This window comes from Mycobacterium sp. PSTR-4-N, from assembly GCF_022348085.1.
In the GTDB taxonomy this organism is placed as follows: domain Bacteria; phylum Actinomycetota; class Actinomycetes; order Mycobacteriales; family Mycobacteriaceae; genus Mycobacterium.
The window spans coordinates 281,441-307,261 of sequence record NZ_JAKRFN010000006.1; the positions used below are offsets into that span (position 1 = coordinate 281,441).

Consider the following 25,821-nt stretch of genomic DNA (forward strand, 5'->3'; position numbering starts at 1 on the left):
CGTGGCGGAGCAGCAGGCGAGGAGTGGTAACCACCGCACCGCGCGCCTGATCGCGATCATCGCGGGCCTGCTGGGCACCGCGCTGGCGATCGCCACCCCGCTGTTGCCGGTGACGCAGACCACCGCGCAGCTGAACTGGCCGCAGAACGGGGTGCTCGCCAGCGTCGACGCCCCGCTGATCGGTTACGTCGCCACTGATCTCGACATCACGATCCCCTGCCAGGCAGCCGCGGGGCTGGACCGGCCCGGCCGCTCCGTGCTGCTGTCCACCGTGCCCAAACAGGCACCCAAGGCCGTCGACCGCGGGCTGCTCATCGAGCGGGTCAACAACGACGTTCTGGTGATCGTCCGCAACACCCCGGTGGTCAGCGCACCGCTGGACCAGGTCCTCAGCCCGGCCTGCCGCGAGCTGACGTTCACCGCCCACGCCGACAAGGTGACCGGCGAGTTCGTCGGTCTCACCCAGCCGCCCGACTCCTCCGATGCCGGAGAGCCGCTTCGCGGTGAGCGCAGCGGCTACGACTTCCGCCCTCAGATCGTCGGTGTGTTCACCGACCTGTCTGGCCCGGCGCCGCCCGGTCTGGCGTTCTCGGCCACCGTCGATTCCCGTTACAGCACGTCGCCGACGGTGCTCAAGCTCGTCGCGATGATCGTCGGGCTCGCGATGACGATCGTCTCGCTGGCCGCGCTGCACGTGCTCGACAGTGCCGACGGCCGACGGCACAAGCGGTTCCTGCCGCCGCGCTGGTGGTCGCTGTCCCCGCTGGACGGGCTGGTCACCGTCGTGATGGTGTGGTGGCACTTCGTCGGCGCCAACACCGCCGACGACGGCTACATCCTGACCATGGCGCGGGTGTCGGAGAACGCCGGCTACATGGCCAACTACTACCGCTGGTTCGGCACCCCCGAATCGCCGTTCGGGTGGTACTACGACCTGCTCGCCCTGTGGGCGCACGTCAGCACCACCAGTGTGTGGATGCGGCTGCCCACGCTGCTGATGGGGCTGGCCTGCTGGTGGGTGATCAGCCGCGAGGTGATCCCCCGCCTCGGCGACGCGGTCAAACACAGCCGGGCCGCGGCGTGGACGGCCGCCGGGCTCTTCCTGGCGTTCTGGCTGCCGCTGAACAACGGTCTGCGTCCGGAGCCGATCATCGCGCTCGGCATCCTGCTGACCTGGTGCTCGGTCGAGCGCGGCGTCGCCACCAGCCGACTGTTGCCCGTGGCGATCGCCGTGATCATCGGGGCCCTCACGCTGTTCTCCGGTCCCACCGGCATCGCCGCCATCGGCGCGCTACTGGTTGCCGTCGGGCCGCTGAAAACGATTGTGGCCGCCCATGTCTCGCGGTTCGGCTACTGGGCGCTGCTGGCGCCGATCGCCGCCGCGGGCACCGTGACGATCTTCCTGATCTTCCGCGATCAGACGCTGGCCGCCGAACTGCAGGCCAGCAGCTTCAAGTCCGCCGTCGGACCCAGCCTGGCCTGGTTCGACGAGCACATCCGCTACTCGCGACTGTTCACCACCAGCCCCGACGGGTCGGTGGCCCGTCGGTTCGCGGTGCTGACCGTGCTGCTGGCGCTGGCCGTGGCGATCGCGATGACGCTACGCAAGGGCCGGATACCTGGGACCGCACTCGGACCGAGCCGCCGCATCATCGGGATCACCGTCATCGCGTTCCTGGCGATGATGTTCACCCCGACCAAGTGGACCCACCACTTCGGCGTGTTCGCCGGGCTGGCCGGTTCGCTGGGCGCTCTGGCGGCCGTGGCCATCTCGACCGCAGCCATGCGGTCCCGCCGCAACCGCACCGTGTTCGCCGCGGCCGTACTGTTCGTCACCGCGCTGTCGTTCGCGACCGTCAACGGGTGGTGGTACGTCTCCAACTTCGGTGTGCCGTGGTCGAATTCGTTCCCGGAATGGCACTTCGGGTTCACCACCATGCTGCTCGGGCTCTCCGTGCTCGCCCTGCTGGTGGCCGCCTGGGTGCACTTCTCGGGACGCGATGCCGCACCCGAGGGGCCCCCGCGGCGCTGGCGGTCTGTGGCCCGCGCGCCGCTGGCGATCGCCACCTGGGCCCTGGTGATCTTCGAGGTGGGCTCGCTGACGCTGGCGATGACCGGCCAGTACCCGGCCTGGACGGTCGGCCGGTCCAACCTCGAGGCGTTGACCGGAAAGACGTGCGGCATGGCCGAAGACGTCATGGTCGAGCAGGATCCCAACGCCGGCATCCTCACCCCGATCGACACCCCGGTGAGCATCTCGCTCGGCGCCGCGCGATCGGAAGGGTTCACCCCGAACGGGATTCCGGCCGACGTGTCCGCCGACCCGGTGTCCGAGCAGCCCGGCTCCGACAACTTCGCCGACTCCGACAGCGGGGTGGTCACCGGCAGCGAAGCGGGCACCGAGGGCGGCACGACCGCCGCTGCCGGGATCAACGGCTCCCGCGCCCGGCTGCCCTACAACCTGAACCCCGCGCGCACCCCCGTGCTGGGCAGCTGGCGCAGCGGCACGCAGGCGCCCGCGTTCCTGCGCTCGGCCTGGTACCGCCTGCCCGCCGGCTGGAACGCCGGCGACCGCTCCGACTCACTGCTGGTGGTGTCGGCGGCGGGCCGGTTCGACCCCGACGACCTCGTGGTCCAGTGGGCGGGCGACGACGACATCCCGGGCGGCAGCGTCGGCTTCGCCGATGTGGGTGCGGCACCCGCGTGGCGCAACCTGCGTGTGCCGCTGTCGGCCATCCCCGCCGACGCCACTCGGATCCGGCTGGTGGCCACCGACGACGATCTCAGCCCGACGCACTGGATCGCCGTCACCCCGCCCCGCATCCCGGAGCTGCGCACGCTGCAGGACGTCGTGGGTTCCAGCGACCCCGTGCTGCTGGACTGGTTGGTCGGGCTCGCGTTCCCGTGCCAACGTCCGTTCGGACACCGCCTCGGCGTCATCGAGGTGCCCAAGTGGCGCATCCTGCCGGACCGCTTCGGCGCCGAGGCCAACTCGCCGGTGATGGACTACCTCGGCGGTGGCCCGCTCGGCATCACCGAACTCCTGTTGCGCGCCACCACCGTGCCGACTTACCTGAAGTACGACTGGTCCCGCGACTGGGGTGCGCTGCAGCAGCTCACGCCCTACTACCCGGGCGCTGACGTGGCGCGACTGGATATCGGTTCGGCAACGCGTAGCGGGCTGTGGAGCCCGGCGCCGCTGCGTCTGTCCTAGACCCGTCTACCATCGAGCCTCGTGCCTGCCCGCAGTTCCCGTCTCGTCGCGATCCTCGCGGGAGTTCTGGGACTCATCGGCATCCTGTGCTGCGCTGTCACACCGCTTCTCCCGGTCACCCAGCAGACCGCCACGATCCTCTGGCCGCAGGGCGCCGACGCCGACGGCTCCGTCAGCGACATCACCGCGCCGCTGGTCTCCGGCGCCCCCAGGGCGCTCGACGTCACGATCCCCTGCACCGCGGTGGCGAGCCTGCCCGCCGACGGCGGAGTGGTGTTCTCGACGATCCCGGCCGACGGGATCGACGCCGGCCGGAACGGGCTGTTCGTCCGGGCCAACGCCGACGTCGTCTACGTCGCGTTCCGCGACACCGTCGCCGCGGTCGCGCCCCGGCAGGACGTGGACCGCGGCGCGTGCAGCGCGCTGCGGCTGTGGGCCAACGTCGGTGCGGTCGGAGCCGATTTCGTCGGCATCCCCGGCGCGACGGGCACGCTCGGCGTCGACAAGCGCCCCCAGGTGGCCGGTGTGTTCACCGATCTGCAGGTCCCGGTGCAATCGGGCCTGAACGCGCGTATCGACGTCGACACCCGTTTCATCACCACGCCGACCGCGCTGAAGACGCTGGTGATGGCGCTCGGCGTCGTCTGTGTGATCGGCTCGATCATCGCGCTCGCGGTGCTCGACCGGGTGTCCGGACGGCGCCCGCCGCGCACCCCGCGACGCGTCGGCTGGGCGACCTGGGTGGCCGATCTCGGCGTGATCGGCGGCCTGCTGATCTGGCATGTCGTCGGTGCGACGTCCTCCGACGACGGTTACAACCTGACGATGGCGCGGGTGGCCGGCGAAGCCGGCTACACCACCAACTACTACCGCTATTTCGGGGCGTCCGAGGCGCCGTTCGACTGGTACCAGAGCGTGCTGGCCCACCTGGCCTCGATCAGCGCCGCCGGAGTGTGGATGCGACTGCCCGCCACGCTCGCCGGCATCGGCACCTGGCTGATCATCAGTCGGTGCCTGCTTCCCCGGCTGGGCCGCCGCGTCGCCGCGAACCGCGTGGCCACCTGGACCGCCGCCGCGGTGTTCCTCGCGGCGTGGCTGCCCTTCAACAACGGGTTGCGGCCCGAACCGCTCATCGCCTTCGCCGTGGTGGCGATCCTGATGCTGGTCGAGTGGACCCTCGGGACCCGTCGGCTGTGGCCGTCGGCCGTCGCGATCGTGATCGCGATGTTCTCCGTGACGCTGGCACCGCAGGGCCTGGTCGCGCTGGCGCCGCTGCTGGTGGGCGCACGCGGCATCACCCGCGTCGTGTCGAGCCGCCGCCGCACCGACGGATTCGCGGCGACACTGCTGCCCCTGGTCGCGGCCGTCTCGCTGGTCTCGGTGATCGTGTTCCGCGACCAGACACTCGCGACGGTCGCCGAATCGGTGCGCATAAAGTACGTCGTCGGGCCGACGATCCCCTGGTACCAGGAGTTCCTGCGCTACTACTACCTCACCGTCGAAGAGAGCGTCGACGGTTCGCTGACGCGCCGGTTCGCCGTGCTGGTCCTGCTGCTGTGTGTGTTCGGGCTGATCATGGTGCTGCTGCGACGCGGCCGGGTGCCCGGCGCGGTGAGCGGGCCGGTGTGGCGGCTGACGGGCAGCGCCGCCATCGGTCTGCTGCTGCTGACCCTGACCCCGACGAAGTGGGCGGTGCAGTTCGGTGCCTTCGCCGGGCTGGCCGGTGCGCTCGGCGGGGTGACTGCTTTCGCGTTCGCCCGCGTCGGGCTGCACAGCCGCCGCAACCTCGCGCTGTACGTGACCGCCCTGCTGTTCGTCCTGGCCTGGGCGACCTCCGGCATCAACGGCTGGTTCTACGTCGGCAACTACGGCGTCCCGTGGTTCGACAAGCAGCCGGTGATCGCGCACTTCCCGGTCACCACGATCTTCCTGGTGCTGGCCATCGCGGGTGGCCTGCTCTCGGCCTGGCTGCACTTCCGCATCGACTACGCGGGCCACACCCAGGTCGCCGACACCGGCCGCAACCGCGCGCTGGCGTCCACCCCGCTGCTCGTCGTCGCGATCATCATGGTCGTCCTCGAACTCGGCTCGATGCTCAAGGCGACCGCGGGCCGCTACCCCGTCTACACCACCGGCGCAGCCAACATCGCCGCGCTGCGTTCGGGCCTGAGCACGGACAGCTGCGCGATGGCCGACGACGTCCTCGTCGAAGCCGACACCAACGCCGGCATGCTGCAACCGGTTCCGGGTCAACAGTGGGGCCGGTACGGACCGCTCGGCGGCGAAGACCCGGTCGGGTTCACGCCCAACGGCATCAGCGACACCCTCGAGCCGGCCGAGCCCGTCGCCGCCAACCCGGGCACCGTCAACACCGACGGCCCGGTGGACAAACCGAACATCGGCATCGGATACGCCGCAGGCACCGGCGGCGGCTACGGCCCCGAAGGCGTGAACGGTTCCCGGGTGTTCCTGCCGTTCGGGCTGGACCCCAAGCGCACTCCGGTGATGGGCAGCTACGGCGAGAATGCCGTCGCGGCGAAGGCCACCTCGGCCTGGTACCAGTTGCCTCCCCGAACCCCCGACCGGCCGCTGGTGAGCGTCGCCGCGGCCGGGGCCATCTGGTACTACAACGAGGACGGCTCGTTCAACTATGGCCAGTCACTGAAGCTGCAGTGGGGCGTGCACCGGCCCGACGGCTCCTACCAGGCGCTGAACGAAGTCCAACCCATCGACATCTTCCAGCAGAAGGCGTGGCGCAATCTGCGCTTCCCGTTGACGACGGCGCCGCCGGAGGCCAACGTCGCCCGCATAGTCGCCGACGACCCCAACCTGTCCGAGGACCAGTGGTTCGGGTTCACCCCGCCGCGGGTGCCGGTGCTGCAGACCGCCCAGCAGTTCCTCGGCAGCGACACCCCGGTGCTGATGGACATCGCCACCGCCGCGAACTTCCCCTGCCAGCGGCCGTTCGCCGAGCACCTCGGGATCGCCGAGCTGCCGGAGTACCGCATCATCCCGAACTTCAAGCAGATGGTGGTGTCGTCGAACCAGTGGCAGTCAGCCGAATCGGGCGGACCGTTCCTGTTCATCCAAGCCCTGCTGCGGACGGCGACGATTCCGACGTACCTGCGTGACGACTGGTACCGCGACTGGGGCTCACTGGAGCGCTACATCCGCGTCGTACCGCGCGACGAGGCGCCCGACGCCGTCGTCGAGGAAGGATCGACCCGAGTGTTCGGCTGGAGCCGGGGCGGACCGATCAGGGCTCTGCCGTGAACGGAGTGAACGGCAGCATGGATGTAGCCGTGAGGCGCGACGACGTGAAGGTGGCGCGCTGGGTCGCGACGATCGCGGGGTTGCTCGGCTTCGTGCTGGCGGTGGCCACCCCGCTGCTGCCGGTCACCCAGACCACGGCGACGCTGAACTGGCCGCAACAGGGCCGGGTGGACAACGTCACCGCGCCGCTGATCTCGCAGGCCCCGGTCACGCTCACCGCCTCCATCCCGTGCCCCGTGCTGGCCGGCATGCCCGCTCGGGGCGGTCTGGCGCTGGGCACGGCACCCGCGCAGGGCCGTGATGCGGCGCTTAACGCGATGCTGGTCAACGTCACCGCCTCCCGCGTCGACGTGATCGTCCGCAACGTCGTGGTGGCCAGCGTCAACCGCAACCGCATCGGCGGTTGTGAGCGCCTGGACATCACGTCCTCGCACGACGGCACCTTCGCCGAATTCGTCGGCCTGAGGAAGTCCGACGGAACACCGCAGCGCACCGGCTACGACGACCCCAACCTGCGGCCGGCCATCGTCGGCGTGTTCACCGACCTGGTCGGCCCGGCACCGCCGGGCCTGCAGTTCTCCGCGACCATCGACACCCGCTTCACCAGCCACCCCAGCGCGCTCAAGCTGACCGCGATCCTGCTCGCGATCGTCTCGACGGTGATCGCGCTGCTCGCCCTGTGGCGCCTGGACCGCCTCGACGGGCGCCGCATGCACCGGCTCATCCCGATGCGCTGGCGGTCGCTCTCGGCGGTCGACGGCGTCGTCGTCGGCGGCTTCCTGCTCTGGTACGTGATCGGCGCCAACAGCAGCGACGACGGCTACATCCTGGGCATGGCCCGGGTGGCCGACCACGCCGGCTACATGTCGAACTACTTCCGCTGGTTCGGCAGCCCCGAGGACCCGTTCGGCTGGTACTACAACCTGCTGGCGTTGATGACGCACGTCAGTGACGCCAGCATCTGGATTCGGTTGCCCGACCTGGTGTGCTCGCTCATCTGCTGGCTGCTGCTGTCCCGGGAGGTGCTGCCCCGGCTCGGCCCGGCCGTGTGGAGCAGCCGGGCTGCGATGTGGGCCGCCGGGTTCGTGCTGCTGGCGGCATGGATGCCGTTCAACAACGGCCTGCGGCCCGAGGGGCAGATCGCCACCGGCGCACTGGTCACCTACGTGTTGATCGAGCGCGCGATCACCTCCGGCCGGCTCACCCCCGCCGCGCTCGCCATCACCACCGCGGCGTTCACCCTCGGCATTCAACCGACCGGGTTGATCGCAGTGGCCGCACTGGTCGCCGGTGGGCGTCCGATCCTGCGCATCCTGATGCGGCGGCGCGCCCTGGTGGGGACCTGGCCCCTGGTGCTGCCGCTGCTGGCCGCCGGAACCATCGTGCTCACCGTCGTGTTCGCCGACCAGACACTGGCAACGGTGCTGGAAGCCACCAGGATTCGTACCGCGATCGGCCCGAGCCAGGAGTGGTACACCGAGAACCTGCGGTACTACTACCTGATCCTGCCGACCACCGACGGCGCGATCGAGCGGCGGGTGGCCTTCCTGTTCACCGCGATGTGCCTGTTCCCGTCGCTGTTCATGATGCTGCGCCGCAAGCGGGTGCCCGGAGTGGCGACCGGTCCGGCGTGGCGCCTGATGGGCGTGATCTTCGCGACCATCTTCTTCCTGATGTTCACCCCCACCAAGTGGATTCATCACTTCGGGCTGTTCGCCGCCGTGGGTGGCGCGATGGCGGCGCTGGCCACCGTGATGGTGTCCCCGGTCGTGTTGCGTTCGGCCCGCAACCGCATGGCGTTCCTGTCACTGGTGTTCTTCGTGCTGGCCCTGTGCTTCGCCTCCACCAACGGCTGGTGGTATGTGTCGAATTTCGGTGTGCCGTTCAACAATTCGGTGCCCAAGATCGGCGGCGTGAGCGTCAGCACCGTGTTCTTCGCGCTGTTCGTGGTGGCCGCACTGTGGGCGTACTGGCTGCACCTGTCGCCGCGGCGAGAACCCCGGCTCGTCCGGCTGCTGACGACGGCGCCCATCCCGATCGCGGCCGGGCTGATGGTGGTGGTGTCGGTCGTCTCGATGGCCATCGGCGTCATTCGTCAGTACCCCACATACTCCAACGGGTGGGCCAACGTGCGGGCGTTCGCCGGGGGCTGCGGCCTGGCCGACGATGTTCTGGTGGAACCGGATTCGAACGCGGGATTCCTCGCACCCCTTCCCGGCGACTACGGCGCGCTCGGACCACTGGGCGGTGCGACGCCAACCGGGTTCTCCCCCAACGGGGTTCCGGAGAAGATCATCGCCGAGGCCATCCGGCTCAACAATCCGCAACCGGGCACCGACTACGACTGGAACCGGCCGATCAAGCTGTCCCGGCCGGGGATCAACGGGTCGACAGTGCCGCTGCCCTACGGCCTGGACCCCGCGCGCGTGCCGGTCGCGGGTTCGTATTCGACTGCTGCGCAACAGGAAAGCCGTCTCACCTCGGCCTGGTACGCGCTGCCCGCGCCCGACGATGCGCACCCCCTTGTGGTGATCACCGCGGCCGGCACGATCGAGGGCACCAGCGTCGCCAACGGACTGACCTCGGGCCAGACCGTGGAACTCGAGTACGCGACCCGGGGTCCCGACGGCACGCCGGTTCCGGCCGGCCGGGTGCAGCCCTACGACATCGGCCCCACGCCGTCTTGGCGCAACCTGCGGTACCCGCGCTCGCAGATCCCCACCGACGCGGTCGCGGTCCGCGTGGTCGCCGAGGATTTGTCGCTGGGGCAGGGCGACTGGGTGGCGGTGACGCCGCCGCGGGTGCCGGAGGTCCGCTCGGTGCAGGAGTACATCGGTTCCACCCAGCCGGTGCTGATGGACTGGGCCGTCGGGCTCGCGTTCCCCTGCCAGCAGCCGATGCTGCACGCCAACGGCGTCACCGACGTGCCCAAATTCCGAATCTCACCCGACTACTTCGCCAAACTGCAGAGCACCGACACCTGGCAGGACGGCAAGAACGGCGGCCTGCTGGGAATCACCGATCTGCTGCTACGCGCGTCGGTGATGTCCACCTACCTCTCCCAGGATTGGGGTCAGGACTGGGGGTCGCTGCGCCGTTTCGACACCATCGTCGACGCCCAGCCGGCCCAGATAGACCTCGGCGACGCCACACATTCGGGACTGTGGTCGCCCGGCCCGATGCGCATCGAGCCGTGACCGAGCGGATCCAGCTCGGCCGGGCCACGCTGACGCGGGTGGTCGAGCTCCGGGTCCAGATGACGACGTCGCTGTTCGGCCAGACGCCGGCACACGTGTGGGCCGACCACGCCGACCTTCTGGAACCGCTGTTCTGGGACCGCGCCGCCGGCCAGTGGAAGATCGCGATGCAGACGTGGGTGCTGCAGGTCGACGGGTTGATCGTGCTGGTCGACACCGGTGTCGGCAACGACAGGGACCGGCCCCACTTCGCCCCGCTGCACCAGCTGCAGACCGGTTATCTGGACACGCTGGCTGCCGCCGGGGTGGCGCCGGACGACGTCGATGTCGTTATCAACACGCATCTGCACACCGATCACGTCGGCTGGAACACCCGACTGGTCGACGGCGCGTGGGTGCCGACGTTCCCCAACGCCCGCTACCTGATGCCCGACGCCGACTACCGTCACTTCTCACCCGACAGCGACGGCGCAGGCGAGGACATGCGAATCGTGTTTGCCGACAGCGTGATTCCCGTCGCCGACCAGACCGAGCTGTACTCCGGCGATCATCAGCTCAGCGACTCGCTGTGGCTGCGGCCGGCCAGCGGTCACACCCCCGGTTCCTCGGTGGTGTGGCTCGAGGCCGGCGTGCCCGCCGTCTTCGTCGGCGATCTGACGCACTGCCCGATCCAACTGATCCGCCCAGACGATGCGTGCGCGTTCGACGAAGACCCCGAAGCGGCCGCGCGAACCCGGCACCGTGTGTTGACCGAAGCGGCGCGCCGGGGCGCGGCCGTGATCCCGGCGCACTATCCCGGCCGGGGTGGGGCGACCCTCGACACGCGAGAAGACGGGTTCGCGGTCGGCGAGTGGCTCGCGCTCTCTGCGATCTGACGGGGGCCGTAGGCGGCGAGGAACACCCGCACACCGTCGCGCGCCTGCCTGTCCACGTCGAGGCTGCCCTGCACCGCCGGACCGCCGCGGAACAGGGCCTCGTCGATGCACCGTCCGACGACCAGGAACGCGAAATGCTCGGCGGCGACGTCACTTTCGTCGATCGTGAGCAAGCCGCGGCGATCGAGCGCCTCGAAGCAGTCGGCGAACGCCGCCAGCATCCGGCCCGGCGCCCGCCGCAGATACGCCTCGGCGAGATCGGGCACGCGATTGGCCTCGCCGATCACCAGGCGGCGCAGTTGGACCACCGGTTCGGCCAGCACCGCATGCAGATAGTCGCGAGCCAGCACCGTCAGATCCTGCTCCAGGTCGGTGCTCTCGGCGAGTTCGGCGACGCGCGCGGTGAAGCTGCCCACGGTGTGGGTCAACGCCTCGTCCACGATCGCCATCAGCAGGGCGAGTTTGTCGCCGAACTGTTTGTAGACCGTCTGTTTGGAGACCTCCGCGGCCGCCGCGATCGCGTCGACACTGGTGCCCTGGTAGCCGTGGGCGAGGAACAGTCGGCGCCCCTCGGCCAGGATGGTCGCGCGCTTGCGGGCCGATCGACTCTGTTCCGGCATCACACCTCTTCGGTACTGGACAGTCCAGTTTCGGGTACTGTACGGTCTAGTTCCATTCTGGCATGACCGCTGACCCGGGAGGCGTGTTGACCACGACCGATTGCCCGCCGCTCGCAGATCGCATCACCAAATCGCTTCTCGGCTACGGCGTGATCGCAGGCCCCCTGTACGTGCTGTCGGTCGCGGTGCAGGCCGCCACCCGCGACGGATTCGACCCGACCCGCCACGCCGCGAGCCAGCTCGCCAACGGCGACCTCGGATGGATTCAGATCGCCACATTCCTGGTGTGCGGCGCGATGACGATCGCCGCAGGCGTCGGCGTCGGCCGAGCGCTGGGGCGGGGCAGGCGTGCGATGTGGACGGCAGGACTTCTCTGCGGCTACGGGCTGGCGCTGATGCTCGCGGGCCTGTTCCGCGCGGATCCTTCCGACGGATTCCCGCCCGGCACGCCCGCCGGACCCGGCGTGATGACGTGGCACGGCATCACCCACTTCGCAGTGGCCGGTGTGGGTTTCGCGTGTCTGGTCGCGGCGTGCTTCGTGTTCGGCGGCTGGCCGTCGCGGATCGTCGGGCTCGTGTTCGCGGCGAGCTTCGTGTGGCTGTCCTCCGGGCAGGGCGGCACCGCGGCGCTGCTCGCCTTCACCGTCGCCGTCGTGCTGAGCTGGGCCTGGCTCTGCGCGGTGTCGATCCGGCTGTACCGCAGCGTCTGACCTAGTTGGTGTTGTCGTTGGCGCTGGGATCGGCGTTCTCCCGCGCGATGTCGCCCTGACATTCGTCCTGCGACCGATCGGTCTGCTGCACGCACACCTGAACCGGGACGTCCCCGGTGCCGGTCGGCTTGGCGATATCGGACGAATACAGCGACCACAATTGCTGATCCGACCCGGTCACCTTCGCGCAGTAGGCCTGCGCCTTCTGTTCGGTGATCCCGGCCGCGCCCAGCGTCCCACAGTCCGCGCCGATCACCACCACGGGCACCGCGACGGTGTCCGTCTTCGCCGGCTCGTCGTGCAGCACCACGAACAGCGTCGCGACGACCGCCAGCAGCGACAGCACCAGCGCCACCACCGCGAGGGTGCGTCCTCGCGAGCGAGCAGCAGCCCGATCCGGTTTCGCATGGCGCGGCCCGGCCGCGGCGGACTGCGCCGGCATCGTCGCCTGCGGGTCCACGCCGTGCGTCGGTGCCACCAACCCGGTCCGGTTGGCCAGCGCCCTCGCGAAGTCGATGCAGCGTTCGAACCGGTCGGCAGGCGACTTGGCCAGCGCCTTCTCCAGGGCACCGCCCAACCCCGACAGATCGGGCCGCGCCTGCGCGATCGACGGCGGCCGCGCCGACAGATGTGAACTGATCACGATCGCCGGGTTCGAATGTTGGAACGGCGGCGACCCCGTCAGCAACTGGTAGGCCGTCGCCGCGAGTGCATACTGATCGGCCCGACCGTCGATGTCCTTGTCGGCGGTGAGCTGCTCCGGTGCCGAGTAGGCCACGGTGCCGACCGTCATGTCCGTGCCCGTCAACGCGCTGACCTCACCGACCCTGCGCGCAATGCCGAAGTCCGCCAACAGGATTCGCTCATCATCGGTGCCGGGGTCGGCGATCAGGATGTTGGCCGGTTTGACGTCGCGGTGCAGCAGACCGCGCGCATGCGCGTAATCCAGCGCCTCCCCCACCGCGGTCACAATGCGGACCACCAGCTCCGGCGGCATGCCATCGGGATACCGCTCGGCGAGCAGCTGCGCGGCGTCGGTGCCCTCGACGTGATCCATCGACAACCACAACCGGCCGTCGAAGTCGCCCCGGTCGTGCACCGACACGATGTGCGGGTGCCACAGTGTGGCCGCGATGTCGGCTTCCCGGTTGAAGCGCTCCCGGTACTCGGTGTCGGCACACACCGAGGCCGAGAGCACCTTCACGGCGTCGTTACGAGGCAACCGCGGGTGCCGGGCCAGATACACCTCACCCATGCCCCCCGAGCCCAGCAGCCGCATGACCGTGTAGCCCGCGATCACGTCCCCGTCGGTCAGCGGCATCGCGAAACCCCTACGGCGCGTTGAGGTAGGGGAAGTCGGGCAGGAAGTCCCCGCCCGGCGCGAAGTCGGTGAGAGCGGTCCGGCCGTTGGTCAGGAACTTCGACCGGTAGTCGGCGACATCGTCGCGCAGCGTGCGGCCGTTCGGGTATCCGGCGGGCTTGCTCGGGTTGTACGTCAGCACATCGGGCAGCGTGCCTTCCGCGGTGATCGCGTCGATGGCCTCCGAGCGGGTGTAACCGCCCGTCTCGCCCATCAGCTCGATGAGATGCCCCATCCAGCGGCCCTGGTCGCGGTTCGGCTCGCCCGCGTTGAACTCGGCGAGTTGCTCGTCATCGGGGAAGAACCCGCTGACCCACGGGTGCGCGGCCCGGTCCGCGTGTACCCACCGGCCGTCGGTGTTGACGCTGCAGCGCGCCCAGATCCGCACGTCCGGCGCGGCACCGAGGTAGGCCGTCGGCAACTCCACAGCCATCGCGATGACCTTCGAGCCCGTGAACGCCGCGTCGCTGCGCGCGCCGGCGAAGAACGAGAACGAGCCCGACCGCGACCGCCACAGATGCGGCTCGTCGTCGAACGACACGTCCAGCCCGCCGAAGATCTCCGACCCGACTGCGGCATCGACGCGCGCCTCGGCTTGCAGAGCCAAGCGGACATCGACTTTCTGGCGAGGCGAAGACGGCTCCCCGAAAGGCTCGGAGAAGACGAAGTTGAACGCGATGTCGTTGCGCAGATCCCCGTCGTTGTCGATCGCGATGCGGTACACCGCGTCGGGATGCATCGCATCCGCGTTCGGGTTCGCAGTCAGGATCAGCGCCGTGCGGCCCGGGTCCCTGGGGGACGGGAACACGTACAGATCGCACAGGTCCAAACGTGGATCGCCCAGCGGCGCACCCCGACGCAGCCCGGTGAAGTCAGTCGACACGAGCTCTATCCAACCGCACCACAGTTCTAGATGGGCGTCAGGCCGTGTTTGCGCAGCACCTTCGGGAACGGTTGCTTGTCGCGCAGCAGCTTGAGCGACTTGCGCAGCAGCAGCCGCGTCTCGTGCGGTTCGATCACGCCGTCGATGTAGCCGCGCTCGGCCGCGATCCACGGGGTGGCCATGTTGAGGTTGTAGCCCTCGATGAAGTCCTTGCGGATCTTCTGCACCTCGGGCGCGGTCGGATCAGGGAACCGCTTCACCAACAGCTGCGCCGCACCCTCGGCGCCGATCACCGCGATACGGGCCGTCGGCCACGCGAAGTTCAGATCCGCGGAGAGCTGCTTGGAGCCCATCACCGCGTAACCGCCGCCGTACGCCTTACGGACCACGATCGTCACCTTCGGGACGTCGGCCTCGACGATCGCGTTGAAGAACCGGCCGCCGCGCTTGATGATGCCGTTCTTCTCCTCCTCGACGCCGGGCATGGCGCCCGGGGTGTCGACGACGAACACCAACGGCAGGTTGAACGAATCGCAGAACCGGATGAAGCTCGATGCCTTGTCGGACGCCTCGCTGTCGACCGCACCGGAGAGCACCATGGGCTGGTTGGCGATGACACCGACCGGCCGGCCGTCGACCCGGGCAAACGCGGTGATCATCGCGCGGCCGCGCTGATCGGAGACCTCGAACACGTCGCCGTCGTCGAAGATCCGCAGCAGGATCTCCATCATGTCGTAGGCCTGGTTGTCGGAGTCCGGCACGATCGTGTCCAGCTCGAGGTCGTGCGGCGTGATCTCCGGTTCCAGCCCGGGGTTGATGATCGGTGCGTCGTCGAAGTGGTTGGCGGGAAGGAAGCTCAGATAGTCCCGCACGTACTGGTAGGCGGCAGCCTCCGATTCGACGACCTTGTGGATGTTGCCGCGCTGCGCCTGCACATCGGCGCCGCCGAGTTCGTCGAACGTGACGTCCTCACCGGTGACGTCCTTGATGACGTCGGGGCCGGTGATGAACATGTATCCCTGGTCGCGCACCGCGACGATCAAATCCGTCTGGATCGGCGAGTACACCGCGCCGCCGGCACACTTGCCGAAGATCAGCGAGATCTCGGGCACCAGTCCGCGCAGCATCTCGTGGCGGCGGCCCAACTCGGCGTACCAGGCCAGCGACGTCACCGCGTCCTGGATGCGCGCGCCCGCCGAGTCGTTGATGCCGATGATCGGGCAGCCGACCATCGCGACCCACTCCATCAGGCGCGCGACCTTGCGGCCGAACATCTCACCGACCGAGCCCTGGAAGACGGTCTGGTCATGGCTGAACACACCCACCGGACGGCCGTTGATGGTGCCGTGTCCGGTGACCACGCCGTCGCCGTAGAGCGCTTCCGGGTCACCCGGAGTCTTGGCCAGTGCCCCGATCTCGAGGAAGCTGCCCGGGTCGAGCAGCTCGTAGATGCGGTCCCGGGCTGAGGGGATGCCCTTCTTCGCCCGCTTCGCGACGGCTTTCTCGCCGCCCGGCTCCTTGGCCAGCTCCAGTTTCTCCCGGAGCTCGGTCAGCAGTTCCGCCGTCGTTTTCGTGGTCACTTGCTCTCGCTCTCGATCACGGTGATCGCTTCACTCAGGTGTGCCCCGACCTTGGAAATGTACGGCTCGTCGATGACCTGGATGTGCTCGCCCCCGACCGGCACGATCTCGAGGTCCTCCACGAATTCGCCCCAGCCGCCGTCGGGCTGACGGACGGCGTAGCGCGGCTCGAAGAAGATCGCGTCGTCGTGGTAGCGGTCGGCCATGTACAGCGTGACGTGACCGTCGTAGGGCTGGATCTCCGCGGTCTCGAGGAGCCGGTTGTCCAGGTACGACGTCCGCTGGTGCTCGATGATGCCGCCCGGGATCTCCACCCCGGCCTGTTGCACGGCATCGAGGACGTAGCGGACCTGTCCCTCGTCGTCGAGCGCCTCGAGGTCCTCGTACGGGATCTCGGGGATCTCGACGTTGAAGGTGCGCTGCGCGAACAGGGCGTAGCGATCCCACCGCGCGCGGGTCTCCTCTTTGGTCTGCGGAATCTCCTCGCCCGGACGCACCATGTCGATCAGCCCGACGAACCGCACATCGGCGCCCTCGCGCTTGAGCCCGATCGCGCAGGCGTAGGCCAGTGCCCCACCGAGCGACCAACCGACCAGGATGTAGGGGCCGTCGCCCTGGATCTCCCGCAACTTCGGCAGGTACTCGGCGGCCCGCTCCTCGACCGAGCCCTCGACCCGCTCGAATCCGTACATCGGGGTGTCCGGCGGCAACCGCTTGAGCAGCGGTTCGTAGACCACGGTCGACCCGCCGGCCGGGTGGAAGACGAACACCGGGATGCGCGTCGACCCCTCGGGCCTGGCCCGGATCGTGCGGACGAACCCGTCGACCTCGCCGGCGTCCATCAGATCGCGCACGACGGTGGACAGGTCCTGGATGGTGCCTGCGGACTTGACCTGTTCGGCGGTCACCTCGCCGTCGGCGCGCTCGGAAAGCCGCTCGGCCAGCTTCTGCGCGGTCGCGTCGTCGATCGAGGGCAGCTCGTTGAAGATGCCGCCCGGCGACTTGCCGGTGACGATCGCCCACGTGGCGAACGTGACGCGTTCGGCGGCGTCGCGCGGCGGCACGTCGGCGCCGAGCGCCTCGGTGACCGCCTCCTGCGTCAGCACCTTCGCGGCGAGGCTTGCGGCGCTGGGCTTGTCGGCCGGGGCGCCCGGGCCGGCTGGGTTCGTCGGCGGCGGCGGGATGCCCGGGCCGCTCGGATCCGTCGGCGGGGCCGGGATCGTCAGGTCCTGCTGGGCCTCGACGCTGTCGGTCGCGATCTGCTCTGCCGGGGACTGCTCGGCGGGCGCGGCCATCGGGTGGCCCGCCTCGGCGAGCTTGGCCTCGAGCTCCGCGACAGTGCTCGCGCCGCCCATCATCTCGGCCTGCTCGGCAGCGATCTCCTCGGCCGTCTTGCCCTTCTGGGCCTCGGCGAGCTGGTCGACCTCGTCGCGGTGCTCGATCGCGTAGGCGATCAGCTTCTCCACCGCGTACAGGTTGGCGTCGCGCACCGCGGTCAGCTGGATCGGCGGCAGGTCGAAGTCGTACTCGACGCGGTTCTTGATGCGCACCGCCATCAGCGAATCCAGCCCCAGCTCGATCAGCGGCACCTCCCACGGCAGATCCTCGGGCTCGTAGCCCATGGCAGAGCCCACGATCGTGCCGAGTCGCTGACCGATGGTCTCGCCCGAATCCGGGGACCACTTGGCGAAATTCGCGGCCAGACCGGCGCCCGCGGTCAGGTTGTCCTGGAGAATGGCGGCTTCTTCCGCCGGCTCCGGCTCTGGCGCCGCGACCACGGTGCCCTCGGCGATGGTGCCGGCTCCGACCGCGGTCGGTAGCGCGGTCTGCGCACCGTTACGGCTGACGATCGCGTCGTAGACCAGCGTGAACGATTCGTCGATCCGCGCATGCACCTGCACACTCGCCCCGCCCGGATGGCGGCTCAACGTGGTGACCAGGCGAGAGCCCTCGGCGGGCACCGCGCGCTGCTCGGAGGCGACCAGTTTCGCGTCCGGAAGGACCATCGCCGCAGCGCTTTTCACCAGCGCCGCCAGATCCGCTTCGCCGCGGGGCGAGAACTCCCACACGTGCCGGCCGTCCGGCGTCGCGACATGGCTACCCGGCATCACCGACGAGCTGTCGCCGGTGAAGTGCGCATCCAGCCAGTGCGGCTTGCGCTTGAACCGGGTGGGCGGAATGTTCGCGAAGTCCATCGACCCGGCCAGCCCGCGCGACGTCCGCGGGAACAGGGTGCGGAAGTCGAGGTCGTGGCCGTGCACGAACAGGTGCGCCATGGCCGTGGTCATCGAGTCGACCTCGTCCTGCTTGCGCGCCAGCGTCGGGATCAACTGCGCGTCATGCAATCCCGCGTCCGCGGTGGTGAGCCCCGCCTGCATGAGCGCCACCGGGTTGGGCGCCAACTCGAGGAACGTGGTGTGCCCGTTGTCGACGGCGTTGCGGATGCCGTGGGTGAAGTAGACGCTGTGCCGCAGCCCCTTCTTCCAGTAGTCCACATCGTGGATCGGCTCCGCGCCCGCGCGAATCAGATTGCCCTCGTGCACGGTCGAGTAGTAGGCGACCTGCAGCGGATGTGCCTCGATGCCTTGCAGTTCCGCGGCCAGTTCGCCGAGCAGCGGATCCATCTGCGACGTGTGGCTGGCGCCCTTGGTCTGGAACTTGCGGGCGAACTTGCCCTCCGATTCTGCGCGAGCGATGATCGCGTCCACCTCGTCGGGCGGGCCGCCGATCACCGTCTGCGTCGGCGCGGCGTACACGCACACCTCGAGGTTCTTGAAGTCGGAAAATACGGTCTCGATCTCGTCGGCCGAGTACTCGACCAGCGCCATCAACCGGATGTACTCGCCGAACAGCATCGCCTCGCCCTCACCCATCAGGTGGCTGCGCGAGCAGATGGTCCGGGTCGCGTCCTCCAGCGAGAGGCCGCCGGAGAAGTAGGCCGCCGCCGCCTCGCCGAGCGACTGCCCCACCAGCGCACCGGGTTTCGCGCCGTGGGACTTGAGTAGCTCGCCGAGCGCGATCTGGATCGCGAAGATCACCAGCTGCACCTTCTCGATCGGCAGCTCGGTGGTCTCGTCGGTGTAGTCGATCGCGTCGTCGAGGATGAGCTCGAGGATGGAGAACCCGCGCTCGTCCTGAATGAGGCTGTCCACCTTGTTGATCCACTCGGCGAACGTCTCGTCTCGCAGGTAGAGGCTCTTGCCCATCTTGCGGTGCTGCGCGCCGAATCCGGCGAGCACCCACACCGGTCCGTTGGTCACCGGACCGTCGGCGCTGATGACGAGCGGGGTGGGCTTGCCGTCGGCGATGGCGCGCAGGCCCTTGATCGCCTCGTCGTGATCGTGGGCCAGCACCACGGCGCGCGACCGGCCGTGGTTGCGCCGCGACAGCGAGCGCCCGATCGACTCCAGCGACGACTCACGCCCCTCGGGGCTGTCGATCCAGTCGGCCAGCTCGGCGGCGGCAGCCTTCTTCCGCGAGGTCAGGAATCCCGACACCGCCAGGGGCACAATCGGATTCGGCGCCTCCGCGGCTGCGAGTTGCTCGCGTGCGGCCTCCAGCAGCTCCTCGGCCCGGTCGGTCAGGCCCGGCAGCTCGTACTCGCCCTCGGCGGCGGCCGCGGGGGTGTCCAGCACGTCGTCCTCGTCGAAGCCTGATTCTCTTCGCGCAAGCGGCTCATCGTCGAGAAACTCGCCGTACTCGTCCATCCGCACGCCGCCCACGTACACGGCCTTGGCGTCGTCATTGGCGGGCGTCACGATCGCGACGTCGGGTTCGGGAGCGGGCTCGACGAGGTCACTGGCGAGCACCTCGCGCACCACCAGGTGGGCGTTGGCGCCGCCGAAGCCGAACCCGGACACACCGGCGATGGCCTTGCCGCTGTAGCGCGGCCAGTCGGTCACCGTGTCGGCCACCTTCAGGTGTTCGGCGTCGAAGTCGATGTAGGGGTTGGGTCCGGCGTAGTTGATCGACGGCGGGATCTTGTTGTTGCGCAGCGCCAGCGCAACCTTGGCCAGGCTCGCCGCGCCGGCCGCCGACTCCAGGTGGCCCACATTGGATTTGACCGCACCCAGCAGAGCCGGCTTGTCGGCAGCGCGGCCGCGGCCGATCACCCGGCCCAGCGCGTCGGCCTCGATCGGGTCGCCGAGGATGGTGCCGGTGCCGTGCGCTTCGACGTAGTCGACGGAGCGCGGGTCGATGCCCGCGTCCTTGTAGGCCTTGCGCAGCACGGCTTCCTGGGCGTCGGGGTTCGGCGCGAGCATGCCGTTGGAGCGGCCGTCGTGGTTGACCGCGCCACCCGCGATCACCGCGAGGATGTCGTCCCCGTCGCGGCGGGCGTCCTCGAGGCGTTTGAGCACGATCATGCCGCCGCCCTCCGAGCGGGCGTAGCCGTCGGCGTCGGAGGAGAACGATTTGATCCGGCCATCGGAGGCCAGCACGCCGCCGACCTCGTCGAAGCCGAGCGTGACCAGCGGGGTGATCAGTGCGTTGACGCCGCCGGCGATGACGACGTCCGCGTCCCCGGCGCGCAGCGCCTTCATCCCCTCGTGCACGGCGACCAGCGCCGACGAGCACGCCGTGTCGATGGCCATCGACGGGCCGCGGAAGTCGTAGAAGTACGAGACCCGGTTCGCGATGACCGCGCTCGAGTTACCGGTGATGGCATAGGGATGAGCGACGGTCGGATCGGCGACCGACATGAACATGTAGTCGTTGACCGAGCTGCCGATGAACACGCCGACATTGCCGCCGCGCAGGCTCGACGCCGGGATTCTGGCGTGCTCCAGCGCTTCCCACGTCAGCTCGAGAGCCATCCGCTGCTGCGGATCGATGTTGTCGGCTTCCATCTTCGACAGCGCGAAGAACTCCGCGTCGAAACCCTTGATGTCCTTGAGGTACCCGCCACGGGTGCGCGCCTTGGCCACTCGCTCGGCGATGCGCGGCTCGGACAGGAACTCCGACCAGCGCCCCTCGGGCAGGTCGGTGATCGCGTCACGACCCTCGAGCAACGCCTCCCAGGTCTGGTCCGGGGTGTTCATGTCGCCCGGGAACCGGGTGCCGACGCCGACGATCGCGATGTTGAGCCGACCCTCGTCTCCGTCGCGCGACCAGTCCTCGGCATCGAGTGCGGCGAGATCCTCTTCCGGCTCGCCCTCGATGATCACCGTCGCCAGCGATTCGATCGTGGGATGGCGGAACGCCACCGTCGCGGTGAGCGTGACCCCGGTGAGGTCCTCGATGTCGCTGGCCATGGCGACCGCGTCACGCGAGGACAGACCCAGCTCGACCATCGGCGTCGACTCGTTGATGGAGTCCGGGGACTGCCCGGTGGCATTGCCGATCCAGTTGCGCAGCCATTCCCGCATGTCGTTCACGGTCATGTCCGGTACGCGCGAATTGTCTTGCGAATCAGCCATGTTCACATAACCTCACGATCGACAAGCGGCCCCCTCGGGCCGCTGTTGCCGTTGATGTAGTTGGGCGTCAGTCCGTCTCGTCCGGGAAGGCGTTGGCCACCTTTCCGCTGCGCAGGCTGCCGTCCAGGTAGGCCGAGCGGCAGGCGCGGCGGCCGATCTTTCCGCTCGACGTACGAGGGATGGCACCGGCGGGAGTCAGCAGCACGTCACGCACCGTCACACCGTGACGCACCGCGATCGCCGCACGGATGTCGTCGGCGATGGGAGCCATTTCGAGCTTGTGCGCACCCGGTGCGCGCTCGCCGACGATGACCAGCTGTTCGGACGTGTCACTCGGATCCCGCTTGAGGCCGGAATGCGCGTCGGCGAACACTTCGTCGGGCAGCTGGTTGGCCGGCACGGAGAACGCGGCGACGAATCCGGTGCGCAACGCCTTGGTGGCCTCCTGCGCCGAGTACTCCAGGTCCTGCGGGTAATGGTTGCGGCCGTCGATGATCACCAGATCCTTCGTGCGGCCGGTGATGTAGAGCTCGCCCTCGTGGTACGCGCCGAGGTCACCGGTCCGCACCCAGGTCGCGTCGTCGGTGGCGCCTTGGGCATGCGACGGTTCGGTACGCGACTTGAGGATGTTCTGGAATGTCGCGGCGGTCTCGTAGGGCTTGCCCCAGTATCCGGTGCCCATGTTCTGGCCGCTGATCCACACCTCGCCGATCTGGCCGTCGGGCAGCTCACTCGCGGTGTCGGCGTCGACGATGACCGCCCACTCCGCGACACCGATCTTGCCGGCACCGGCCTGGGCGACGGCCTTGGGCGAGTCCTCGGGCACCTCGACGAAGCGGTGGTTGTTGAGCTCGTCGCGGTCCACGTAGATGATCCGCGGCTCGGCGTTCATGGGTGTGGTCGAGACGAACAGCGTGGCCTCGGCCAGACCGTAGGACGGCTTGATGGCCTGCGGCTTGAAACCGAAGGGGCCGAATGCCTCGTTGAAACGATTGACCGTGGCCGCCGAGATCGGCTCGCTGCCGTTGAGGATGCACTTGATGTTCGACATGTCGAGGGGCTCTTCCCCCTCCTTGGGCACGCCCCGCGCCGCGGCGTGGTCGAACGCGAAGTTCGGCGCCACCGAGATGGTGCCGCCGGTGTCACCCTCGCGGCGGGCCATCTCGCGGATCCACCGGCCCGGCCGACGAACGAAGGCGGCCGGTGTCATGAACGTGATGTAGTGCCCGAGCATCGGGGAGAGCAGCACGGTGATCAGGCCCATGTCGTGGAAGAACGGCAGCCACGACACGCCGCGGTCGCCCTCTTGCCCGTCGAGCGCCTCGATCACCTGGACCACGTTCGTGGCGAGGTTCAGATGGGTGATCTGCACACCGGTCGGGATGCGGGTGGACCCGGACGTGTACTGCAGATAGGCGATGGTGTCGTGCTGGACGTCGATGGGCTCCCATGTGGAGCCGACCTCGTTGGGCACCGCGTCGACCGCGATGACGCGGGGGCGCTGATTGGCCGGCCGGGTGCGGAAGAATTTGCGAACGCCCTCGGCGGCCGCCGTCGTCGTCAGGATCGCCGAGGGCTGGCAGTCATCGAGCACGGCATGCAGCCGGCCGACGTGGCCGGGCTCGTTCGGATCGAACAGCGGCACGGCGATGCGGCCCGAGTACAGCACACCGAAGAACGCGACCAGGTACTCCAGGTTCTGCGGGCACAAGATGGCCACGCGGTCGCCGGGCTGGGTGACCTGCTGCAGTCGTGCGCCGACGGCACGGTTGCGTGCACCGAAGTCCGCCCAGTTCAGGTCTCGATAGACCCCGTCACGCTCGGTCGAGAAGTCGACGAACCGGTAGGCGAGCTTGTCTCCACGCACCTTCGCCCATCGCTCGACGTGCTTGACCAGGCTCCCGTTGTCCGGGAACTTGATAAGTCCGTCCTTGATGAACGGGTTGTGGAACGCCATCTCAACTCCAATCACATGGGATGAATCCCAAACCCCGAAATCGTACCGGGGTGACGGCCCCCCGCCCCTGAGCCGCCGTTCGTGTGGTCTCAAACTGTGGTCTTAGATTTCCCTTAATGTTAGGCGACGCCCTGACCGCGGCCAAATCTTCCCGGTCACGTGTCAGCCATGTTTCGGCTGCGGAGCGTTATTGATCAGCTGCCGCGCCCAGTTCAGCGTCCACTCGGTGGCCGGCTGCCCGTCCAGGGCCCAGAACTGCGTGGTGGCGTACATCGCATGAACCGGCTGACCGGCGCCGCCGCTGAGCACCTCCAGAGTCTTGGGCAGCTGGGTGATGTTGAACGCCGACGACGGCGCCGCGCAGATCAGATCTCCCCGTGCGCAGATCTCGTTGGTGCGGTCGTTGAGCGAACCGAAACCGCCCGGCCGCGGACCCGTCATCGTCAGACCCAACGCCGACAGCGTCGGCACCTCGTGCAGGGTGATCTCCGCGCCCTGGCCGTCCGGGTTGGGCCCGATGTCCTGCCCGACGCCGTCCTGGCGGCGGCCATCGGCGACCAGCGTCACGCCCAGCACCAGATCCTGGTCCACCGGACCGCGGCCGTTGCCGATGTCGCTGGCGATGTCTCCGGCGATCACCGCGCCCTGGGAGAACCCGATCAGCACATAGCTGGTCAACGGGCACCGGTTGTTCATGTCTGTCATCGCCTGCACGGCGGCCCGGGTGCCCTCGGCCCGGCTGTCGTTGTAGGACATCTGCTGATCGGCCGACAGCGGATTGTGGAACTGCGCGGTGTAGGGAACGGTGAACACCTCGACCCGGTCGTTACCGAACTCGGCGCGGATCGGGTTCGTGACGCGCAGCAGCAGCGCCGCGGGGAACTGCACGGGGTTGAACGGGTCCAGCGCTCGCGAAGACTCCCAGGTGCCGGGGATCGAGATGAGCTGCACATCGGGGCAGCTGGCGTCCTGGAACGCCGGCCGCGGCTTGCTCGGCGTGCCCGGTGCGCCGGACGGCGCGCCCGTCGGCGGCAGCGCGGTGGGCGGGATGGCCGTCGAACCACCGTCGGGCCGACGCAGCACCACGATCACGACGGCGACGATCAGCACGACCGCGAGGCCCACCGCCCCGGCAGCGAACAGCGCCAGCAGGCGGTGGCGTTTACGCCGATTGGTTTTGGCCATGTGTTGTCCAAGCTCCTAGCAGAGTTCGTCGGTGGCGATGCGAATGTAGTCGGCGGTCTCGGCGTGGAGCCGGTTCGCCGACGGAAGCGCGGCGCCCGAGCTCGTGACACCGCCGGACGCCGGTTCGCTCGCGTCGTTGCGTACCAGCGGTGCGACGAAGTCCCACACCGCCTGGTCGGGTTGTCTGGCCGCACGCGCCTGGCACACATAGGAGCCGATGCTCAGGGCCGCCAGATCGCTGGACGGCATCACCCCCGCGGATCGCAGGGCGTCGAGGTAGGCGCGCTGGCGCGGCGTGACCACCAGCGCGTTGCTGGCTCCTCCCTGGTCGGCCGCGCCCGGCAGCTGCGCGCCCGTCTCCCCGTGCGCGGGCGAGGGCTGGGTCTCCGAGGCCGGCCCGGCGAACACCTGGTCGCGGGCGCTGCAACCGGCCAACAACGACGTCGCGACCAGCAAGCACCCAGCGACACCTGCACCCGCCGATGCGGACCGTGACCTGTGATGCACGGATTCCAACGTACCGGGGCTCCCGAGGAGCGCTCGCCTACCGGATCGTCGTGACGAGTTCTCCGCTCATCGCACCCAGCTGCGCGCTCCACGTTCCCCAGTCGTGGGTGCCGGCCGCCGGGAAGTCGAAGTGACCGTTACCGCCGCCGACCGCGCGGTAGTGCTGGTAGAAAGCCCGGTTGCTGCCTTGGGCCTGGTCGCAGTAACCGATCATCGCCGGCACGTCGGTGCAGGTCGTGGTCGACGGGCTGAAGATCCACAGACGCGTGTTGTTGTCGGCCAACAGCTGCACATGGACATCGGGGTCGTGCCACTTCCAGCGGCCCAGCTGAGGCAGACCCCACATGTTGCGGGTGTCGACGCCGCCGAACCGCGCCAGACCCGCGGTGATCGCCCCGTTCATCGTCGTGTTCGACGGGGTGAGGAAGCCTGACAGCGAACCCGCGAAGCGGTAGCGGTCGGGGTGGAAGGTCGCCATCGTCACCGCACCGGTGCCGCCCATCGCCGCGCCGACGATGCCGTGCCCGCCGGGCGCCAGCCCCTTGTTGGCGGCCAGCCAGTTGGGCAGCTCGTCGGCGAGGAAGGTCTCCCACTGCTTGCTGCCGTCCTGCTCCCAGTTGGTGTACATGCTCCACGCACCACCGGCCGGGGCGACCACCGAGATGCCCTTGCCGGCCAGCGTGTTCATCGCATTGCCCGCCGTCACCCAGTTGCTGACGTCGGGCGCGCCGTTGAAGGCGTCGAGCAGCACGACCGCGTGTGGACCGCCGCCGGAGAACGCGACCGGGATCGCGCGGCCCATCGCTGCCGAGGGCACCATCAGCATCTCGACGCCCTGCGCGTGAGCGGTGCCCACCCCGCCGGCGAAGCCTGCCGCAGCCGCCAGCACGACGGCCATCAAAGTCCGGATCAGCCCACGCATCAACCCCACCTCTCGAATCACACCGACCGCAACGTAGTGAACCACATCACCCCGACGGGTCGGGGGGCAAAGCGACTGACGGCGGCGCCCCTGCAGGGACACCGCCGTCAGTGACGAACAG

Annotated in this window: 14 protein-coding genes; 5 read left to right on the plus strand and 9 right to left on the minus strand. The window is 69.0% G+C overall.

Annotated elements, in window-relative coordinates:
- Position 1 precedes the first annotated feature (1 nt).
- From MHN84_RS11810 to MHN84_RS11825, 4 genes are read left to right on the plus strand one after another with little or no spacing between them, the layout of a single operon-like run.
- Positions 2-3,214, plus strand: coding sequence for an arabinosyltransferase domain-containing protein (locus tag MHN84_RS11810; RefSeq protein ID WP_241204807.1), 3,213 nt, complete (start codon positions 2-4; stop codon positions 3,212-3,214).
- A gap of 21 nt (positions 3,215-3,235) precedes the next feature.
- Positions 3,236-6,487, plus strand: a complete 3,252-nt coding sequence (locus MHN84_RS11815; protein ID WP_241204808.1) for an arabinosyltransferase domain-containing protein — start codon at positions 3,236-3,238, stop codon at positions 6,485-6,487.
- 17 nt (positions 6,488-6,504) lie between these two features.
- Complete coding sequence (locus tag MHN84_RS11820; protein WP_241204809.1) at positions 6,505-9,684, plus strand: arabinosyltransferase domain-containing protein; 3,180 nt, start codon at positions 6,505-6,507, stop codon at positions 9,682-9,684.
- Positions 9,681-10,559 carry an MBL fold metallo-hydrolase gene (locus tag MHN84_RS11825; protein WP_241204810.1) on the plus strand — a complete coding sequence of 293 codons (879 nt, stop codon included), beginning with the start codon at positions 9,681-9,683 and terminating at the stop codon, positions 10,557-10,559. The genes MHN84_RS11820 and MHN84_RS11825 overlap by 4 nt, the downstream gene beginning before the upstream one ends.
- Here MHN84_RS11825 and MHN84_RS11830 read toward each other — a convergent pair.
- On the minus strand, positions 10,475-11,179 hold the full coding sequence (locus MHN84_RS11830) for a TetR/AcrR family transcriptional regulator (RefSeq protein WP_241204811.1): 705 nt from the start codon (positions 11,177-11,179) through the stop codon (positions 10,475-10,477). The two genes, MHN84_RS11825 and MHN84_RS11830, sit on opposite strands and share 85 nt — an antisense overlap.
- 62 nt (positions 11,180-11,241) lie before the next feature.
- Between MHN84_RS11830 and MHN84_RS11835 the strand changes: the two genes are divergently transcribed.
- The gene (locus MHN84_RS11835; protein ID WP_241204812.1) at positions 11,242-11,889 is read left to right on the plus strand and encodes a DUF998 domain-containing protein; all 648 of its coding nucleotides are present in this window, start codon (positions 11,242-11,244) and stop codon (positions 11,887-11,889) included.
- A gap of 1 nt (position 11,890) precedes the next feature.
- Here MHN84_RS11835 and MHN84_RS11840 read toward each other — a convergent pair whose 3' ends face one another.
- The 8 genes from MHN84_RS11840 to MHN84_RS11875 all read right to left on the minus strand — a co-directional run bounded on the left by MHN84_RS11840 (position 11,891) and on the right by MHN84_RS11875 (position 25,700).
- Complete coding sequence (locus MHN84_RS11840) at positions 11,891-13,210, minus strand: serine/threonine-protein kinase (protein WP_241204813.1); 1,320 nt, start codon at positions 13,208-13,210, stop codon at positions 11,891-11,893.
- A 10-nt stretch (positions 13,211-13,220) separates the two neighbouring features.
- Positions 13,221-14,132 (minus strand): DUF4331 family protein, encoded by a 912-nt coding sequence (locus tag MHN84_RS11845; protein WP_241204814.1) that lies wholly within the window; start codon positions 14,130-14,132, stop codon positions 13,221-13,223.
- Positions 14,133-14,158: 26 nt separating this feature from the next.
- Positions 14,159-15,712, minus strand: a complete 1,554-nt coding sequence (locus tag MHN84_RS11850; RefSeq protein WP_241204815.1) for an acyl-CoA carboxylase subunit beta — start codon at positions 15,710-15,712, stop codon at positions 14,159-14,161.
- The gene (gene pks13 / locus MHN84_RS11855) at positions 15,709-21,129 is read right to left on the minus strand and encodes a polyketide synthase Pks13 (RefSeq protein WP_241204816.1); all 5,421 of its coding nucleotides are present in this window, start codon (positions 21,127-21,129) and stop codon (positions 15,709-15,711) included. The genes MHN84_RS11850 and pks13 overlap by 4 nt, the downstream gene beginning before the upstream one ends.
- 67 nt (positions 21,130-21,196) lie before the next feature.
- Positions 21,197-23,086: a long-chain-fatty-acid--AMP ligase FadD32 gene (fadD32, locus tag MHN84_RS11860; RefSeq protein ID WP_241204817.1), complete on the minus strand. Its 1,890-nt coding sequence runs from the start codon at positions 23,084-23,086 to the stop codon at positions 21,197-21,199.
- 162 nt (positions 23,087-23,248) lie between these two features.
- Positions 23,249-24,271, minus strand: a complete 1,023-nt coding sequence (locus MHN84_RS11865; protein WP_241204818.1) for a cutinase family protein — start codon at positions 24,269-24,271, stop codon at positions 23,249-23,251.
- 15 nt (positions 24,272-24,286) lie between these two features.
- A complete protein-coding gene (locus tag MHN84_RS11870; RefSeq protein ID WP_241204819.1) occupies positions 24,287-24,727 on the minus strand; it encodes a DUF732 domain-containing protein in 441 nt (146 codons plus the stop codon).
- A gap of 88 nt (positions 24,728-24,815) precedes the next feature.
- Entirely contained in the window at positions 24,816-25,700 is an 885-nt protein-coding gene (locus MHN84_RS11875) for an esterase family protein (RefSeq protein ID WP_241204820.1), read from the minus strand.
- Positions 25,701-25,821 lie beyond the last annotated feature (121 nt).